Genomic DNA, 18,598 nt, shown 5'->3' on the forward strand with positions numbered 1-18,598 from the left:
CCATGAAAGCCTTAACAAGGAGTCAATCGATGATCAAGAGACTTAAACACGTCACAGCCCTGGCCGCGCTACTCATATTGCCAATCGCGAATCAAGCCTTCGCTGCGGACGCATCTTTCGCACTGACACTGAAAGACCATAAATTTTCGCCTTCAGCGTTGACCATTCCTGCCAATACCAAGGTCAAGATTTCAGTCAAGAACCTCGACAAGGAGACAGCGGAGTTCATCAGTGACGATTTCAAGGGAGGGAAGGTGATTGAGGGCGGTAAAGAAGCCACGTTCTTCATTGGCCCGTTGAAATCAGGCTCTTATGAGTTCCATGACGAATATCATGAGGCCGCCTCCAAGAGTCGCCTGACTGTTAAGTAACGCATTTGGAAATGCCATGCTGTCGACTGCACTGATTGTTTTTCGTGAGATTCTTGAAGCCGCGTTGGTGGTATCCATCGTCATGGCTGCAACAAAAACCGTTCCCGGGCGCGGCTACTGGGTCGGTTGCGGGTTGGCCTGCGGTATTTTTGGCGCTTGCCTGGTTGCTGTTTTTGCTAGTGTAATCGCCTCATGGGCATCGGGAATGGGGCAAGAGGTGTTTAACGCTGCAGTAATGTTCATCGCCGTTGCCATGCTTGCATGGCATAGCGTTTGGATGGGGCGACACGGCCGCGAAATGGCCCAACATCTGGGGGCTGTCGGCAAGGCTGTCACGGCCGGCTCCAAGTCGCTGACCGGTCTCGCTATTGTTGTTGGTGTGGCGGTTTTGCGGGAGGGATCCGAGGCGGTACTGTTTTTGTACGGGATTGCAGCCGGCGACCCAGGCCAGACCGGGCAAATGGTTCTGGGAGGGGTACTTGGGGTAGTGGGCGGTGTTGGCTTGGGTGCGGCCATGTACTACGGCTTATTGCAAATATCAACGCGCCACTTGTTTTCGATTACGAATAGCTTGATCGTCCTGCTGGCGGCAGGTATGGCAAGCCAAGGCGTCGGTTTTCTGCTCGCAGCCGACTTGCTCCCAGCTTGGGGCGACACAATATGGGATACGTCACGGATCCTGGCGGACACCAGTATTGTCGGCAAAATGCTGCATACGTTGATTGGTTACACCGCGCGACCGGCAGGTATCCAGATTGTGGCTTATCTCGCCACACTATGCCTTATTGTATTAATGGTTCGGAAATTTGGAAAACCGGCAGTGCAAACAGGAAGCCATCCAGCCTAAGCACCGCCTAGGCAACACGGAGCGTCAAGCTGGCGAGACTCTACCGCTACATTAAGAAGTGCGTGTTGCGCCATCACTGCCGCCGCCGTGGTTCAGGATGCGTCAGAACCAATTGGGTTCTGGACGACGGCATGCGGGATGTTCACTTTTCGCTTGCCCAGCCAAATATCCAGCCACAATCCGGCAGTCGCAGGCCGATGGCCCAATGGCTCAAGCTGATCCACGGGCGAGGTCGATCGTCGCCTGCGTAGTAACCCCCATACCCAGTCAGTACCAATCAACCGACAGGTAACTGTTGGCTGAAAAAGACATGCTTAACTAAAAGTTTTGCCTGCACCAAATATCAATTGCAACCTGCAATCATTCTCATTACCATTCGTGTTCTCTCGATACTGAAAATAAATAATGAGACCGGGTGATGGAGATCTGCTTTGCCCTACGCCTTGATCAGACAAGGGGCAAGGCAATTCCAGCTATAAATAATTCATATGTCTGCAATGATTATTTGCCGCGCAATCTATCCGCGGCGGGACCCAGGTCGCCCTGAACTTTGTTGCTCGCAGCTTTTTAAGCACCACTGGCGGCGTGGCGCAGTTTATTGCTACATAAATAATTGTTGCCGGACTCAAAAATACACCTAAAGGAAGACAACTCTCATGAAAAAAAATATCCTGGCGCAAGCCGTCGCTTTGACCTTGATGGCGATGCCGTTGATGGCGATGCCGTTGATGGCATCCGCCAGCGAAGCGGATTTGCTGAAGCGACTCGATAAAATGGCCGCGGAGATAGATCAACTCAAGGCAGAACTCGCTGCGACCAGACAAAAAACCGACACCGTTGAAAAGCGCCAGGACGCGCTGGCAACAGTCGTACCGGCGGCACCAGTGGCATCCGCAACCGCCACCGCGCCGATGCCTGCGGTGGCCGTCGCTTCACCGATGTCGCTGGGCCCCAACACCGTGCTTTCCAGCTATGGCGAAGTCAATTACAGCCGCCCGAGCAAAGATGCCAGCAAGTCACAAGCCGATGTCGCCCGCGCTGTGATCGGCATCACCCATCGTTTTGACGAAAAGACCAAAATGGTGGCCGAATTTGAGTGGGAACACGCAGTGACGTCGGCCAGCGACAAAGGCGAAACTGAAGTCGAGCAGTTGTATGTCGAGCGAGAATTCAACAACGGTCTGCGCGCCAAGGGTGGTTTATTCCTGATTCCGGCCGGATTGTTGAATACCAATCACGAACCAACCGCTTACTACGGGGTTTATCGTAACTTCGTCGAAACGGCGATCATTCCATCCACCTGGCGCGAGGCTGGTCTGGGTCTGTCGTCCACCCTGGATAATGGCTTGAGCTGGGATACCGGATTGACCACCGGTTTTGACCTGACCAAGTGGGACGCATCATCGACTGACGGACGCACATCGCCGTTGGGCAGCATTCACCAGGAAGGGCAACAGGCCAAGGCGCGCGATCTAAGCGTGTTCGGTGCGCTGAACTGGCGCGGCGTACCGGGATTGCTGCTGGGCGGGTCCGTGTTTACCGGTAAGGCTGGTCACAAGACGGAAGATTTCGCTGCGCAGGATGCGCGCGTAACCATGTGGGATTTGCATGCCCGTTACACGCCCGGGAAGTGGGATCTGTCGGCACTCTATGCACGCGGCACGATTAGCAATACCGAAGCCCTGAACCAGACGTTTGCAGGCCAGCCGACACCGGTCCCATCGTCGTTCTACGGTTGGTATGCACAAGCGGCCTATCAGTTATGGAAGTCACCAGACTACGCGTTGACACCGTTTGTGCGCTTTGAGAAATTCAACACGGCGAATGGTTATTCAGGGTTGGATATTGCTGCCGGACCAACTGAAAGCGTATGGACTATCGGTAGCAACTTCAACATCGGCGAAGGCGTGGTGTTGAAAGCTGATTACCAGAAATTCAAGCAAGATACGACGCGTGATCGTCTCGATCTGGGACTCGGTTATGCATTCTGATGACAGGTATTTGTGATGAAGTCGTTAAATTTGGCGGCCTTAGCGGTGGCAACGAGTGCGAGTTCGGGCGCATTCGCCACCCAGTACCTGACCGTCGAGCAGGCGCAGCAGGTCATGTTTCCCGATGCCACGGCGTTCAAGGACGCCACTCTGCAGTTGTCCGGCGAGCAGATGCAGCAGGTCGAAAAGCTCTCCGGACTGCCGGCGCGCTCGGTTGGCTGGCGTGTGTTTGCCGCCTACAAAGGCGATGCCCGGCTGGGCTATGTCGTGCTGGATGACGTGATCGGCAAGTTCGAGCTGATCTCGTATGCGGTGGCGGTCAATCCCGACGCCAGCATCAAGCAGATTGAAATCCTGAACTATCGTGAGAGCCATGGTTTTGAAATCAAAAGCCCGGCGTGGCGCAAGCAATTCGTTGGCAAAACCGCTGCCGCAGGCTTGTCCATCGGCGACGGTATAGCCAGCATCAGCGGCGCCACCTTGTCGTGCACGCATGTAACCGATGGCGTGCGGCGCATCGCCGCCATCGCTCAGGTCGTGTTGAAAAAATGAAGCGACGGGCCCAGCCCTGGTTAGGCACCCTGGTGGAGGTCACGATAGCTGACCCGCTAAGTGACGCTGAGATGGCGCGTGCTTTCGACGCCGCGTTCGCGGGTGTCGCAGAAGTACATCGCCTGATGAGCTATCACGATACGGACAGCGATGTGACGCGTATCAATCGCGCCGCTGTTGGGGCGTCGATTGCTATCCACGCACACACAGCGCAAGTGATTCGTACTGCGTTGATGCTGCATGCGGTAACGATGGGCCTGTTTGACATTTGCTGTGCCGCAAAGCTGGTCGAATGGGGGTATTTGCCTGCCGTCGATGACGAGTTGCCGGAATATATTCCCGGGCCTGCGGCGCTGGTCATGGACGGGCCGCATCAGCTTAGAAAAAACGGCAAAGTCTGGATAGATCTCGGCGGCATCGCCAAAGGTTATGCAGTAGATGTTGCCATCGCTGCCTTGCGAGAGGCGGGCATTCGTTGCGCATGCGTGAATGCCGGTGGGGACTTGCGCGCTTACGGAGACATTGCTTACCCAGTGGTGATACGCGATCCGCGATCACCACTGGCAGCTGGTTTTTGCACAGAATTGAAGAATGCCGCCTTGGCAACTTCAGGCAGCTATTTCACGCAAAAACAAGTGCGTGACCGGACTTGCTCGGCACTAATCGATAGTCGTACCGGCAGTCCGATCATTGACCGCGTTAGTGCATCAGTACATGCGCCCAACTGCATGCTGGCCGATGCATTGACTAAGGTTGTATTGGCGAGCGCCAATCCCGACCATGTGCTTTTGCAACAATTTGACGCTACTGCTTTTATAATCTGACCGATGCGCCATATTAAACACAGCCTGCATCATCCCGCCTCTCGCTCTCAAATAGGTCGATTCCGCCTGGAGCGTTGGCACCGATTCTGGGTGTACGGTATTTCTGGCTTGCTGGTAGTTACCGGTGGCGCCTGGCTGGTCGCGCATTATTTCCTGCGCCAGACGGGCGAGTTTGGTGACGCCATCAATCCGATCGAACCATGGTCGATGAAACTGCATGGTGCTGCCGCCATGGTGGCGTTATTTTTTATTGGTAGCTTGCTCAACAGCCACATCCGCCGCGCGAACAATGCACATCGCAATCGTTATTCCGGTTGGGCGATGGTCGCGCTGCTGGCTTTGCTGACCGTTAGCGGTTATGCCTTGTACTACCTTGCCAGCGAATCCAGCCGGCCTGTCTGGTCAATTGGCCACTGGTTATTGGGGCTAACCTTCCCAGCCATGCTGATACTGCATATTTTCCTGGGCAGGCGTTCCGCCAGGTGAGTTATCGGGCAAGATTTCGCTCGCTGTGCAGGAGGGAATGAAGAGTGCCATGCGATGGCCGCTTGAGTACGCTGAATTCGCCCCTGATTTAGGCAGCTCCTGTATCGGTTTATACCCAGCCCAGTACTCCGCCAATGCCGCCCAAAGCAATGATCCATAACGGATTCAGGCGTGTGCTTAGAACAAGTGCGACGGTCAGGGCGCCGAGGGTAACGGCGCCGGCGCTTTTCAGGGCCACATGAGAAAGGGACCAGCCGGTCGCAATCATCATGCCGACCGAAAGCGGGGCCAGTGCTGTTTTGACGAGGTGGGCGAGGTGGCTTGATTGCCTTCTGGCGCTAAGACGTATTGTGGTCAGCGTAAACAGTGCTGGCGGCAAGACAATCCCAACAGTGGCCGCGATGGCACCCAGCCACCCCGCAGCCTGCATGCCGATCAGAGTGACAAACAGCATATTGGGTCCTGGGGCCACCTGTGCGATGGTGAAATTTGTCAGAAATGCTTCATTACTCATCCAGTGGTGGGTGTCGACCATGAATCGCTGCATGTCCGGCGCTAGCGCGATGACCCCGCCCCCAATGGCCATCATGGAAAGCGTTGAAAAGTGGATAAGGATCGATAAGGCAATATTTTTGTCGGTTCCCGGTATCACGATTTTCCTTTATTTAGATGAGCAAGAATAGCCAACGGAGCGAGTACCAAAAGAACGGCAAGCAGCGGCCAGTGCATCAGAGCAACTCCGGCGAACATCAAACCGGCGAACAATACGTTACGCCAGGTCGCAGGGAGGGTGCGCGCCATTTTTATAGCCATCGCAACTACGAGGCCGGCGGCGACCGCAGCCATGCCGCTGAGGAGATTCCGGACCATTGGACTTCCGCCATAGTGTCGGTAAATCATGCTGAGCATGATGACGATCAGACTGGGGGGAGCAATCATCCCGATCAGGGATGCAATTGCTCCGCGAATCCCGGCATGACGATAACCGATAATGACCGCGAGATTGCAAATGGTGGCACCTGGCAGAATCTGTGCAAAGGCAAATACTTCACGGAATTCAGACGCGCTCAACAGCTTCCTGTTTTCGACCAGAATGCGGTAAGCCCAAGGCAAGACACCGCCGAACCCGATCATTGACATATGGGTGAATAGCCAGAATAGCTCCTGGGCAGACAATGTGCACCTGTTTCCGGGGGACGGATCGTCGCCGTGCTGTGGGTCTTGAGGAATTTTATTTGAGATAGACATGTGCAATATTTTTCCGAGAAGGTCACGCTTCCAGGCGGCGTGAATGCCGAATGGTTTTGAGTGAGTGCGCGTATTTCGTCCGATAGTACGTTGGCTAAAGGCGATAGTAACGCCCGTACGCGCAGCATAATACCGATTTCCGGCGGGGATTGTTGAGGCGTGGTGAGGAACGCACTCCGTCTGGGAGTGTCGCCGGAACGGACAAGCGGCGTATCGGGACTGGGTCCCATGCATCATGCATACTCTGCTTTCGGACAGGGTGGACTACACATCCATTTCGGCTAACTTTACCTTTTCGAGGGGGTGGGGCGGATTAGCCAGTTTTGTGCCGCGACCTAGCAGTGCGGTCAATTGATCCGCAGGCAATGGACGGCTGAAATAGTATCCCTGTATCGCGTCGCACCCGTTCGCATTCAAAAAATCGAGTTGTTCCGCCGTCTCCACGCCTTCGGCAACGGTTTTAAGACCAAGTGCTTTCGCCAAGGCGATGATGGCGAGGGTAATCGATGCCGCCTCGGGTTTTTTGGCAAGGCCGGAAATGAAAGACTGATCGATCTTGATGATATCGATCGAAAATCGCGTCAGGTAACTCAGGCTTGAAAAGCCGGTGCCGAAATCGTCTATCGATAGCCCGACCCCGACCGCTTTCAGGTGAGCGAGGATCTGAATCGTGGCTTCGGAGTCGTTCATCAACATGCTTTCAGTCAGCTCCAGTTCCAGATACGCGGCGTCCAGGCCGCTACCGTCGAGAATCGACTGCACTAGTTGCGGCATGTTTTTCTGCTGGAACTGCTTCCCGGAGACGTTGACTGCCACGGTCAGCCGATACCCCGCCTGATGCCAGGCGCTGGTCTGCGCACACGCCGTTTTCAGCACCCATTCTCCAATCGGGATGATCAGCCCGATTTCCTCTGCTAACTGAATAAAGCGTACGGGCGCTACGGAACCGAGTTCCGGATGATGCCAGCGGATCAGCGCTTCGACACTTTTGACATGTCCGCTTTTCAGGTCGACCTGGGGCTGGTAGTGCAGTTCGAATTCATTGTTTTCCAGTGCGTGATGCAGCGCATGTTCAAGTTTCACCCTTTCCACTGCCTTGGACCCCATCTCCAGCGTATAACACTGGAAACTGTTACGGCCCTGGTCCTTGGCGCGGTACATCGCGACGTCCGCATGCTTGAGTAGCGCATCAGCTTGATCAGCGTCTTCAGGATAGACGCTCACGCCGACGCTGGTGGTCACGTGCAGTTCGCGTCCATCCACTGACACTGGCTGCAAAAAGGCATTCAGTATCTTCAGGGCCACACGGGCAGCGTTTTCGTACTCCCTGATGTCCGCTAAAATGATGACGAATTCGTCGCCACCGAGTCGCGCGACGGTATCTCTTTCGCGCAGGACTGATGTGAGCCTGGCGGCGAACTCCTTGAGCAAGCTGTCTCCGAACGAGTGGCCGAAGCTGTCATTGATATATTTAAAGCGATCTATATCCAGGAACAGCAGTCCCAGCTTGCCTTGCGCGCGGCGTGCCTGGAGCAATGATTGCTCCAGGCGATTCATGAACAGGTTGCGGTTCGGCAGCCCGGTCAGCGCATCGAAATTCGCTAGGTATTCGATGCGCTCGTCGCGTATCCTGCGCTCGGAAATGTCAGTAGCCACCCCATCCAGCCGGAGCGGATTTCCATGCGCATCGCGAACCATCCTTGCGTGGTCTTCGAGCCAGCGCACCTCGCCATCCGGACGGACAATGCGATATTGCAGCGCCAGTGCTTCCGCAGCTAATACTTGCGCCAGCCATTCCATTACCCGTGGGCGGTCGTCCGGATGAACGATGTTGGTCCACAAAGTCCTGTCCGCGGTAAACTCAGCCACCGAGCGGCCATAAATGATATGCGCGGCCGGGTTCATGTAAAGCAGCTCATGCGCGGTGGAGATGGACCATACCACCATCGGGATGGAATCAAGGATGCCCGACAGTTTTTCTTCGACCTGGCGCAACTGGTCTACGCGTTGCTCGAGGTTGAAGTTGGCATCGGTCAGTTCGTGCCGCGCCTGGCGCAGACCTTCGCGGGCGCCATCCAGGCCGGTAGCCGCATTTGCAACTTCACATTGCAGTAAATTGAAACTGGCGGCCATGTCGCCGACTTCGTCTCGCGAACGGGCGCGCACTGGCGTGATCGAAACGCTGGCATGGGCGGCGTCGAGATCACCGCGCCCAAGCGCCCGCATCGCACGTGAAAATTCCGCCAGCGTACCGCTGGCAAGCTGTTTTGCGGCACCGGAAATCTCGACTGCTGAATGGGCGATCATGCCGGGTAGCACGAGTCCGACGCTGATGGTCAACATCGCTACCGCAACGAAAATATCCGACAGTGCCGTCATCAGGGCACTTTGCTGATGCGGAAGGTTGCTGACCGCCAGAAGATAGCCGGCACCGTCCAAGACCATGACCAGTATCATCGCCCCGGTCAGCTTCAGGTGCAGCGTCTGTGCGATGCCCGGCAGCCTGCAAAGGCGCCGGTCCGCATACCTGCGCCACGCGTACAGCAGCGAGCCGGAATAGGCGAACGCCAAACCGATTAGTACGGTAGGCAATCCGAACTGCTCGAATCCCAGCAAGGCCGAGATCGCCCACATGACGGCCGCAGCGAATCCGAGCGCAATAGTGCCACGCGGCGCGCGATACGGGCGCGGCATCTCAGGTGCATTACGCCGCAGCAGCCAGACGGCGACGCTGGGCAGCGCAATACCGATCAGGTAAGTGAAATTGGCGGCTGCAATCAGCCAGACGGGATCGCCGATCAGCAGGAACAGGATCGCCATTCCCGCCGTCAGCAGAGTGGCGACCCAGGGTGTGTCAGTGCGCGAGCGCCGGGCGAGGATGCGCGGCAACAATCCGTCTTCCGACAGTTGCGACAGGGTACGCGAGGCGCCGGCAAGCGGCTGCAAGGTGCCGGAAAACATGCTGAACATCATGAACCAGATCGCGATTGCCTTGCCGGCAGTGCCGAACAGCGGAGCAAAGGTTGGTCCAAGCACCAGTGCCAGATCCTTGCCCATCGCATCCGCACCGAGAGTTCCGAGCCAGACGAACGGCAGCACAATGAAAAAAACACCGGCCAATAGTGCGCTGGCGAGCATAGCGCACGGCAAGGTTTTATTTGGATCGACCATCTCGCCGACATGACAGGCCGCCGCCTCGAATGCGGGGGCGGCGAATCCGATCAGATAAAGTCCTGCCATGAGACTGGTCAATTCGCCGAACCGGCCCGGAAACGGCGTGCTCAGATGAAAGGTGGTGGCCTGTTGCCAGTTGATCTGTCCGGCCAGGATCGGCGCCAGCCCTGAAATGAAGGCCAGCAGTGCGGACAGGCTGGCAATCGGAATCGCAAGCCGGCTCACCCACTTGATGCCGCACAGGCTGACGGAGGCAAAGAATACCACCAGCGACACCGCCAGCGCATTGACCGGGACGTCCGGCAGATACCATTCGTGGATTGCCGATGCCGACAAAATGGCAGTCAGCCCGCAGGTGGGGACCCATCCCCACCAATAGCAGACGCCGGTCAGATTGGCGAGTACCGGGCTGTACGGCCGAAAAGCCTCGGCGCAGCTTGCGGAAATGCCGCCCACCCGGTTCGGATACATCAATACCAGTTCAATCCAGCCTGGCGCAGCCGCCCAGGCGAGCAACAGGCCGGCGATCAGCAGCGGTACCGTCGCGCTGCCTTGTCCGTTGATTGCGCCTTGACCGATGAAGAGCGCGGACAGCAGGAACAGGCTCTGGTTGCTGCCCCCCATCGCGAGTGCGGTGGCACCGAACCAGCCGATTGTTCGAGGGTGCAATTGCGGTCGGGGAGGCGGAGAATCCGGGGTCTGCATGGTAGGTTTTAATCAGGCGTTTGCGCGCCTGTTTCCTGGTTTTATTTTGCCAACGGCGATACGGCACGAATAAATCTCATTCCAAACCAAGTGCGTGGCGTGCGGAATTGAAAATGCAAGGCGTCAGGAAAATTAGCATGTATGTTTCCAATAGGCAATAAAATACGGCGGCGTGTTGTTTTCAAGCCGAGGCTTGCGGACGTAGGCACAACACGCGTGTCAGCCGCCGCCTGCTAGCCGACTGCACGGCGGTGTACTCACTCAACCAGAAATTGGCCGCAGTGAATTCTTCGTCACACTGCGTCGCCAACGCACGAATATCGCGCAGCACTTTGCCGTACTGCTTGCAGAACGCAATTGCGACTGTGCGCGGGTCAGTCATCAGCTTGTCGCCGGCCATTATCACAAACGCATGGAATTTGATTCACCGAAGGCGGCTATCGACACCCGCGCAGCAGACGGCCTGCTCGCCGGCGTTGGCAGTGAGGCCCGGCAAAGTGTCGTCAAGGAGCAGTAACGGTGCTAATCAGCGCGATCCACACATCGGTCCACCGTCATGGACGTACCGCGCTGCTGGTGTGACCGTGGCCGATGAGGCGGCTATGGTCTTGTGCCGAACAAGTGCGCAATCCCCGTTAGCCAGATGTTAATCAGTCGGGTAGCAGCAGCGCATTCCTGCGCCGCCGCCTCAGAACTGTACGTGAGGGTTTCCCCTCATACAGCTCAAGCCTTTCAAAGCCCCCGTGAGGGAGCCGGTTTCACCACTGTCGAACCAAGGTTATGAATCTGGGCATGGCACGTTGGATGAAGCATCATCAGGTTACTGGCCGCATTGCTACCGCCGTCCACTCGCCGAATGATGTGGTGCACATGCCATCCCGTTGCCTTCGTGATCCGTTGACCGCACATGCAACATTGACCTTGTTGCTCGAACCATAAACGAATGAGCTTTTTACGACCAGCAAGCGTATTGAACATCGCCAAACCGTGGCGCTCTTCAAAGTACGGTTCCCATGCAGGATCGAAAGGATTCGCCTTGGCCTTAATTTTGATATGCCTTCGAATCGGTACGTCAGCTGCCAGACGGAGCGTTGTCGCAACTGCTTTTCCGTCCGGCCAGTAGGCGCCAGTCGCTGCGGCAAAGACCCACATGCGACCACCAGTACAATGAAAGTACCGTTGCTTGATCCAGTACCTTCCTTTGTTGGGGTGTCGGCGACAACACCATCGCCATAGCACCCGCCATATCTCAGAATCGACTCTGGCAAACACCTTCTTGGAGACGACGTGCCGATGATAATCCGCCCATCCTTTGATCATTGGATTGAGCAGCCCGATCAGATTTTTCTGTTCAGCTGTCCAATTGTCTTTGACGACTGAGCGGATTTTTGTCAGGAACGCCTGAACATTCTTTTTGGCCGGCGTGATCAACAGCTTGCCGTCATATTTACGAATGTTTTGTCCGAGGAAATCAAATCCTTCTGCTATGTGGGTGATTTTTGTCTTGGTCGGCGAGAGGGATAATCCCCGTTCCCGCATGAAACCCTGAACCACCGGCAACACTTCCACTTCCAGCACCTCTTTTGAAGGCCCCGTAATGATGAAGTCGTCGGCGTAGCGTACGAAATTGATCTTGGGACTGATCAGTTTGCCCGCGACATACCGTGATTGCCCACAGTCAGTCGCTAGTCGTTGTTGCAAACCGTCCAAGGCCCAATTCGAAAGCGCTGGCGAAATAATGCCGCCTTGCGGCGTGCCAGCCTCTGTCGGAAAGAGCTGTCGATCTTCGATGTATCCTGCCTTCAGCCACTTCTGAAGGATCGCCTTGTCTATCGGGACGTGGGCGATCAGCCAGTCATGTGCAATATGATCGAAACATCCCTGAATATCGCCCTCAAGTATCCATTGCGGAGCACGCTTCCTTGCCAGATCAATAAAGCACTGTTCGATGGCGTCTCTGGTGGATCTTTCTGTACGAAATCCATAGGAGTGTGAATCCGCTTTTGTTTCCGCAACGGATTCCAGCGCGAGCAAATGCAATGCCTGCATCGCTCGATCGGCCATGCACGGAATACCGAGTGGCCGTTGCTTGCCGTTGCTTTTCGGAATATAAATTCGCCGCAACGGCTGCGCCGCGTAACCACGTCGACGCATTGTTTCGATGGCCTGATACTTGGTGTTCGGCGTAGACCAAGTGACCTTGTCCACGCCGGGCGTTCTACTCCCTTGATTTTCTGTCACCCGTCTGACGGCGAGTGCTTTGCCACTGAACGAGTGGGTCAGCAGCCATTGCAAGGCATTCACCTTGCCCCAGCGGCCTTCCTGCGTTGCCTTGACGATACGCGCTTGCAGCCTTCTGACTTCTCGATAGCACTCAGCCCAGTTGATGCCATGCCAGTGCCGCGATTCGCCGGAGGGCGCACCAGCGCAAACTGCTTGCGATGTCATCTGCTTCCCCTCCTGTGAAGATTTTTCAAACTTTCTCGTCAAGAAAGACCCGGTCGAAGTCTGCCTGCTTTCGCATGAAGTGATGTCGCCTGACGGCTCAACTTCTGTCTGCCCCGTTACAGGACAGAATTCGCTTTGTCGACCATCCTCTACCCGCACCTCCAACAGCGTCCCTTGCGGTTCGCTTGCCGCGAGGCAGAAATACGGGCTTACCGTGTTCCACACCAATTACACGAACAGCGAAGGCCCTGTCTTTCCCCCGGTGATATCTTGTCCTTGTGCCCGAAGGAAGTAATCGAGCAACCCATCACTTACCGTTTTGGTTCAAGCCTGCCAGCATCTTTGGCTTGTCAAAATTAACGAGGTTTATCAACAGTTCACATATGTTGGCCATGCTATCCAGCCTAGCGCCCCAGCCGCCTGATGCTGGCAGCGGTTGGAATCACCTCACGGCTTTTCCTTTTCTTGCGAAGGGCTTCATTGTCTCGATGGCTTCAGACCACGCCGTTGCCAGCATCGCCTGCATCAATAGGCTACCGTTGAAGGAACAACGGGTCTCACTGCCTCTTACGAGGCGAGACCATAATTGGTGCGACTTCACGTCGCACGCTTCCAATTTTTTCCACCTGTCAGCGTTGACTAATTCCAGTGCAATTGCGACGTTGCACTTTCATGACCGTGCGTTGATATGTCTGCCTGGGAAAAAGGGCGCTGACATCTGAAATCGTCACACGCTGATTAACGCCATAGAGCTGTTGGACGATCTATAGAGGGAGCGTCCATGAAAAACGCCGTCACTTGGACGGCGTTGGATGTTGCTGGAAAATTAATTGGTGGGGCGGCGTCACTCACATTATGCGTGGAAAGCCGCGTATTTATTAGCGATTAACCTTTGTGGTTTTGTGATGTACCCCCAAAAGTACCCCCAATAGATCAACGCTGCCCGTCATGCGGAGGAATTGACTTACCCGCTGGATTGACCAACCCCGTACAGGCCTAACGTACTACAGGCGCTCGGTATGGCGGCACAGGTTGCGAAAGTGGTAATGCTCGACTTGAAAGCATGCTTTAGATCCACCTCAAAAAAAGGGGGGTGTCGTCCTTTTAAGTACCTAGTCGCTAACATTAATCGGAACCTCTCTTGCGGCTGCGCAAATTTTTTTTGTGGATTCCGGGAAATTTGTTTCCTTATGGAAAGTTCTTTTGCGCGACGGACTGCCTACCAGCCCCTGCAGGCCGCTTTAGTGGGAGGTCATAGCAGTACATCGGGGCAACTAACGCAAGCGATTCTGGTGGCACCTGACGCGCCGAAACGAGCATACGCCGGGTATGGCTGGTGGAGTGCGCTTGATTTTTTGCCTGTCGGATTTTTTCCGGGAGCGTTGCCGAGCAGTTCTTGTCCAATAACGTGTTATGCAATTCGTTTTCGACTTCGCTGCGCTTAGCCTTATGGGGCGAACGGCGGGTTCCCTTGCCCGCCTTGGTATAGCGCCTTATTTCAAGGGCAATGCGTTAAGGGGTGCAACATGGCAAAACACCAGAAACAAACTCCTGATTCCGGCAAGCGAACCGGCTCGCCTTTCAATCCCGCGCACTACCCACCTGGCAGGCTTCCGGCGCTGACGATGGCACTGCTGCGGACAATTGCGCAAAATACTGAACAAGGGCAGCTTCCGACAAAACAAGAAGTCAATGCCGCGCTAAGCGAGCGACAGCGTGCATTGGAAAAAATCGAATGGATGATAGGAGGTGCAAGGCCCGACGCAAACGAAAGAGCATTGAGCGCGACAGCGACAGTATCGGTCACCCTCGCGCTTGATACGCTGACGACAGTAGGCCGAGACTATCGCGAGCAACAGCAGAGGAAAGCCAGCGGTCCGAAGACACCGCACCTGGACGCGGCGATTCTGGAGGAATTGGGCAAGGAACCCCAGGCGACGGCACGTGAGATATGGGATGCACTGTCGCATTTCGACGAGAATGATCTGAAGATCAGAGCAAACAAGGTCTCCATGGAATGGGACTACCTTGGAAGTCCAGAGTCCCAAGGGGATCTAAAGTTCGCTAGTTTCACAAGCAAAGTCTCCCGGCTGCGAAAAAAGCCTTCTAGGCGATAGTCCGGAATGCACGTTGCAGCAGCCGGGCTGCCGCAACCTCGCAAATAAGATTGCCTTGTCCGTACTTAAACAAGGTAATCCATGTCACATCATTCTTCGCTTCCAGCAGTCGGTTACGTCCGGCTGTCGCAAATCATTGGCGATTCGAAAGCGTCGCCACCAATTCCTCCGATCATCCCGGTCAGCAAATCGACATGGTGGGCTGGCGTGAAATCCGGGCGCTTCCCAAAACCCGTCAAGACGTTGGGCCTGCGCATAACGGCATGGCGAGTGGAAGACATTCTCGCATTGATCGAACAACCCGCTGCCAATCAAGTCGGCGAATTGCGTCATCCGGCGGGGGCTGCACTATGATTACCGATAACGTCATTGATCAAATCGCGGACGCCTTATCCTTTGTTCCAGCGGACGACCGAGAAACATGGGTGCGCATGGGCATGGCCGTGAAAAACGAACTGGGCAACGAAGGCTTCGATTTATGGGACACGTGGAGCCAAAAGGCCGACTCCTACGACCCCGGGAAGGCACGGACCGTGTGGGAGAGCATTAGTCCGGACGGTGGAATCACCGTGGCAACGCTATTTTATGCGGCCAAAGAGTGGGGCTGGTCCGACGCCGGAAGCAACCATAAGCCGACGCCGGAAGAGCGCGAAACGCACCAGCGTGAAGATGCCGAGCGGGCAGCACACGAGCAGACCAGTAAGGAACGCGAACACACTGAAGCCCGCAACAAGGCAACGGCGATCTGGAACGAAGCATCCCAGGCACCCGAAGATCATCCCTACCTTACCCGCAAGGGTGTGAAACCCCACGGCCTGCGCGTGTATCACGGGTCACTGACAATTGGCGGTATGCCTTGCGACGGCTCTCTGATTGTTCCGGCGTATCGCGCCATAGGCGAAATTCAGACGCTCGCCTTCATCCATCCCGACTGGCTGCACGACAACAAACGATTTTTTCCCGGCGGTGAACACAAGGGCTGCTACTTCGGTACCGGTGCCATCATAGAGGGGACGAAAACCTTGTGCATCACTGAAGGTTTCGCCACTGCGGCGAGCATCTACGAAGCCACCGGCTACCCGACGGTAGCTGCCTTCGATGCCGGAAATCTGTCCACCGTGGCGTGCGTGCTCCACGACCGCTATCCCAACCTGAAGTTGATCTTGTGCGCCGACGATGACAACCGGACTCCTGGTAATCCTGGGCGGACCAAGGCAAACGAAGCGGCTGCTGCGGTGGGCGGCTTGGTGGCGGTTCCGGACTTTGGCGCAAACAGACCAAGTGGTGCAACCGACTTCAACGACCTCCACCTGCACCTTGGTCAAGAGGCCGTTAAACGCGCTATTGTGAATGCAAGCGAGCCGACAACATGGGGCGACCCTATCCCGTTTGATGAGATTGAGACGCCAGACATACCGGCGCGGCTGCTACCTGCAAATTTGGGTAAGTTCGCGGCAGCGTTGGCAAATGCCACCGAAACGCCGGAAGCGATGGCAGTCCTCACCGTGCTGGCTGTCGTTGCCGCAGCAGTGGCAACGCGGTTCTGCGTGAGTCCGCTTGACGGCTGGACCGAATCGCTAAATCTCTACACCCTGATTGCACTTCCCTCCGGCAACAACAAAACGACGGTCCTCAATGCCTGCACAGCGCCGCTTGCGGAATGGGAGCAAGAGCAGGCCGCGATTCAGGGGGCAGAAATCCTACGGCAAAGGTCAGAGCGTAAGAGCAAAGAGCGGATCATCCAAGCAAGGCGCGACGCACTGGCACAGGAAGAGAAATGCGCGCAGCAGGAAGCAGTGATGGAGGAGATTGCCGAAATGGAGGCAAGTTTACCCGAGCCAAAGTCGTTGCCGCAACTGTTCGCCACTGACGTAACAGCAGAGAGTTTAGCGGCAATTATCCATGACCAAGGCGGGCGTTTTGCAATTTTCTCGGATGAAGGCGGTATCTCGGAAACGCTTAGCGGCCTATACACGAACGGACAGGCGAACATCGATATTCTGCTCAAAGGTATCGATGGCGGGCATGTCAGGGTACGGCGGAAGGATCGGAGTATCGACCTGAAACCGTTCCTTACTATCGCCTTGGTGGTGCAGCCAATCATCATTCAGCGCATGGGCGAGAAAAAGGCCTTCTCGGGGAAGGGGGTGTTGGAGCGGTTCTTATGGGTGCTACCGAAATCGAAGCTGGGCTACCGCACGCATGACAAGCCGTCAGTTCCCGAAGCGGTTAAGAAAGCCTACTGGAACGGCATTCGCAAGCTGCTGGACATTCCGCCATTAATCGAGGGCTTTGACCAGGCAAGGGTATTGAAGCTGCACCCAGAGGCGCTGACCGAATGGCGCGCGTTTCAGGCGGAAATCGAAGTGCAATTGAGATCCAACGGAAGGTTATCGAGCTGTCCGGGCTGGGGCGGAAAAATCTCCGGCTTCGCTCTGCGGTTGGCCGGGCTGCTGCATGTCGCCGAGTATGGGCAAGAAAATTCGACCATATCTGCCGATACGATGACCAGGGCGTTGGAGTTGGCGGCGCTTCTGACCGATCATGCCTTGGCCGCGTACGGCCTGATCGGTACGGATCAGGCAACTGACGACGCCAAAGAGTGCTGGCGCTGGATTCGGGAGCGGGGCGAATCATCATTCACCAATGGCGAGCTTACCTTCGCGATGCGGCACCGGATGCCGAAGGAACAGCTTACGCAGGCGTTGAAAATGTTACGTGACCGCGAGCTTATATCCGAGCCGAAGCGCATCCCCGGTAAGAAAACCCTGGTCTACCTAGTACATCCACGATTCGTCGGAGGTGATTTGTGATGGGCTGGCGCGACGTGTTGAAGCGACCCGAAATCCCGGAATATCGGAATGATCGAAAAAATGGGAGACCGGCAGTGGGGAATATTTCCGATGTTTCCGATATTCCCCGTAATAGTGAATATCGGAGCGTACTTGGTCCAGTAACGGCAGCCCCCGCTTCGCACATACCAGAGATTTCGTCGCTGCGCTCACACGAATGGGTTCTGCACTACCGCAACAAACCTGAGGTCCATATCTCTTGCGCGTACGACGTGACCCGCGCCACCGTGCTGGCTGCCTACCCGGATGCGCTGAAGGTTGAACCATTGAATGAGGCACTGGCGCGGCGCGAAATGGAGGTCCTGATGCGACGATTGGCAAGCCGTGGATGATTTCGATGATGGATATCGATCTACAGGAACGTTTTCATGCGCGTCGCTTCTTCCTGCCCAAGTATTTCATTTGCCGGTATGCCCGAGTCAGTCTTCGCAAGCTGGAAATGTTGGTGCAATGCACGTCGTAGAGTATGCGCCGCGCTGAAACAATGGCCGGAATATGGGAATTATCGGCAATATCGAGACCGAAGAGAAGCCGTGATCAACGACAATGAGCATTTTCCCGGCACTAGCACATAGGCACGTACTGCATGAGTCATCGGCAATGTAATTCCCATTCCTATGCCACCTTATTGTAATGATCTGCAACTACGCTCCAGACCGTCGTTTGTGGCTCAAGTGGTGCATTTCTGTCCCCGCTATGCGCTTATTCCGACATATTTCCTACCTTATCAGTCGCTTTATGCCTAAATTTTGCCCATTTCCAAGCCTTTTTTGCACAACATGATTAATCAAATATCTCAATATAATCAAGTACTTACTTTTGCCATAATGTATTGGTAGCGTTACTATTGTAGTTGTCTGTCGCTCCACACTTATGTGGATCATGCTGTTTTCAGGGTAACCTCTCCACTGGGCCGGAAGGCAAACGGAGGTCGCTGGAGGTGATGCGGACTGGATACTAGGGGGCAGGATTGCAAACGCAAT

At 55.5% G+C, this 18,598-nt stretch carries 15 protein-coding genes; 10 read left to right on the forward strand and 5 right to left on the reverse strand.

All coding sequences use genetic code 11. The annotated features are described in order from the left end of the window. Positions 1 to 32 precede the first annotated feature (32 nt). From AC3CHX_RS01480 to AC3CHX_RS01505, 6 genes are all read left to right on the forward strand, one after another. Positions 33 to 371, forward strand: a complete 339-nt coding sequence (locus tag AC3CHX_RS01480; protein ID WP_488644693.1) for a cupredoxin domain-containing protein — start codon at positions 33 to 35, stop codon at positions 369 to 371. Between the two features lie 16 nt (positions 372 to 387). Continuing rightward, a complete protein-coding gene (locus AC3CHX_RS01485) occupies positions 388 to 1,218 on the forward strand; it encodes an FTR1 family iron permease (protein WP_488642347.1) in 831 nt (276 codons plus the stop codon). 656 nt (positions 1,219 to 1,874) lie between these two features. Then, on the forward strand, positions 1,875 to 3,209 hold the full coding sequence (locus tag AC3CHX_RS01490) for a hypothetical protein (RefSeq protein WP_488642348.1): 1,335 nt from the start codon (positions 1,875 to 1,877) through the stop codon (positions 3,207 to 3,209). A gap of 15 nt (positions 3,210 to 3,224) precedes the next feature. Beyond that, positions 3,225 to 3,761 carry an FMN-binding protein gene (locus AC3CHX_RS01495; protein WP_488642349.1) on the forward strand — a complete coding sequence of 179 codons (537 nt, stop codon included), beginning with the start codon at positions 3,225 to 3,227 and terminating at the stop codon, positions 3,759 to 3,761. Next, positions 3,758 to 4,585, forward strand: a complete 828-nt coding sequence (locus AC3CHX_RS01500; RefSeq protein ID WP_488642350.1) for an FAD:protein FMN transferase — start codon at positions 3,758 to 3,760, stop codon at positions 4,583 to 4,585. Before AC3CHX_RS01495 ends, AC3CHX_RS01500 begins: the two co-directional genes overlap by 4 nt. A 3-nt stretch (positions 4,586 to 4,588) precedes the next feature. Further along, positions 4,589 to 5,071 carry a DUF4405 domain-containing protein gene (locus AC3CHX_RS01505; protein ID WP_488642351.1) on the forward strand — a complete coding sequence of 161 codons (483 nt, stop codon included), beginning with the start codon at positions 4,589 to 4,591 and terminating at the stop codon, positions 5,069 to 5,071. A gap of 109 nt (positions 5,072 to 5,180) precedes the next feature. On the opposite strand, the gene AC3CHX_RS01510 is transcribed toward AC3CHX_RS01505, so the two are convergent. From AC3CHX_RS01510 to ltrA, 5 genes are all read right to left on the reverse strand, one after another. Next, the gene (locus AC3CHX_RS01510) at positions 5,181 to 5,723 is read right to left on the reverse strand and encodes a chromate transporter (RefSeq protein WP_488642352.1); all 543 of its coding nucleotides are present in this window, start codon (positions 5,721 to 5,723) and stop codon (positions 5,181 to 5,183) included. After that, a complete protein-coding gene (locus AC3CHX_RS01515; protein ID WP_488642353.1) occupies positions 5,720 to 6,319 on the reverse strand; it encodes a chromate transporter in 600 nt (199 codons plus the stop codon). The genes AC3CHX_RS01510 and AC3CHX_RS01515 overlap by 4 nt, the downstream gene beginning before the upstream one ends. A gap of 264 nt (positions 6,320 to 6,583) precedes the next feature. Next, positions 6,584 to 10,162 (reverse strand): amino acid permease, encoded by a 3,579-nt coding sequence (locus AC3CHX_RS01520; protein ID WP_488642354.1) that lies wholly within the window; start codon positions 10,160 to 10,162, stop codon positions 6,584 to 6,586. Between the two features lie 217 nt (positions 10,163 to 10,379). Continuing rightward, the gene (locus AC3CHX_RS01525) at positions 10,380 to 10,580 is read right to left on the reverse strand and encodes a hypothetical protein (RefSeq protein WP_488642355.1); all 201 of its coding nucleotides are present in this window, start codon (positions 10,578 to 10,580) and stop codon (positions 10,380 to 10,382) included. Between the two features lie 350 nt (positions 10,581 to 10,930). Continuing rightward, complete coding sequence (gene ltrA, locus AC3CHX_RS01530) at positions 10,931 to 12,646, reverse strand: group II intron reverse transcriptase/maturase (RefSeq protein ID WP_488642356.1); 1,716 nt, start codon at positions 12,644 to 12,646, stop codon at positions 10,931 to 10,933. A gap of 1,526 nt (positions 12,647 to 14,172) precedes the next feature. Here ltrA and AC3CHX_RS01535 point away from each other — a divergent pair. The 4 genes from AC3CHX_RS01535 to AC3CHX_RS01550 all read left to right on the forward strand — a co-directional run bounded on the left by AC3CHX_RS01535 (position 14,173) and on the right by AC3CHX_RS01550 (position 17,947). Then, the gene (locus AC3CHX_RS01535) at positions 14,173 to 14,763 is read left to right on the forward strand and encodes a hypothetical protein (protein ID WP_488642357.1); all 591 of its coding nucleotides are present in this window, start codon (positions 14,173 to 14,175) and stop codon (positions 14,761 to 14,763) included. An 81-nt stretch (positions 14,764 to 14,844) separates the two neighbouring features. After that, positions 14,845 to 15,117, forward strand: coding sequence for a helix-turn-helix transcriptional regulator (locus AC3CHX_RS01540; RefSeq protein WP_488642358.1), 273 nt, complete (start codon positions 14,845 to 14,847; stop codon positions 15,115 to 15,117). Continuing rightward, the gene (locus tag AC3CHX_RS01545) at positions 15,114 to 17,576 is read left to right on the forward strand and encodes a DUF3987 domain-containing protein (protein WP_488642359.1); all 2,463 of its coding nucleotides are present in this window, start codon (positions 15,114 to 15,116) and stop codon (positions 17,574 to 17,576) included. The genes AC3CHX_RS01540 and AC3CHX_RS01545 overlap by 4 nt, the downstream gene beginning before the upstream one ends. After that, positions 17,576 to 17,947, forward strand: a complete 372-nt coding sequence (locus AC3CHX_RS01550) for a hypothetical protein (protein WP_488642360.1) — start codon at positions 17,576 to 17,578, stop codon at positions 17,945 to 17,947. The genes AC3CHX_RS01545 and AC3CHX_RS01550 overlap by 1 nt, the downstream gene beginning before the upstream one ends. Positions 17,948 to 18,598 lie beyond the last annotated feature (651 nt).

The sequence above is a fragment of the Glaciimonas sp. OK215 genome, assembly GCF_057787885.1.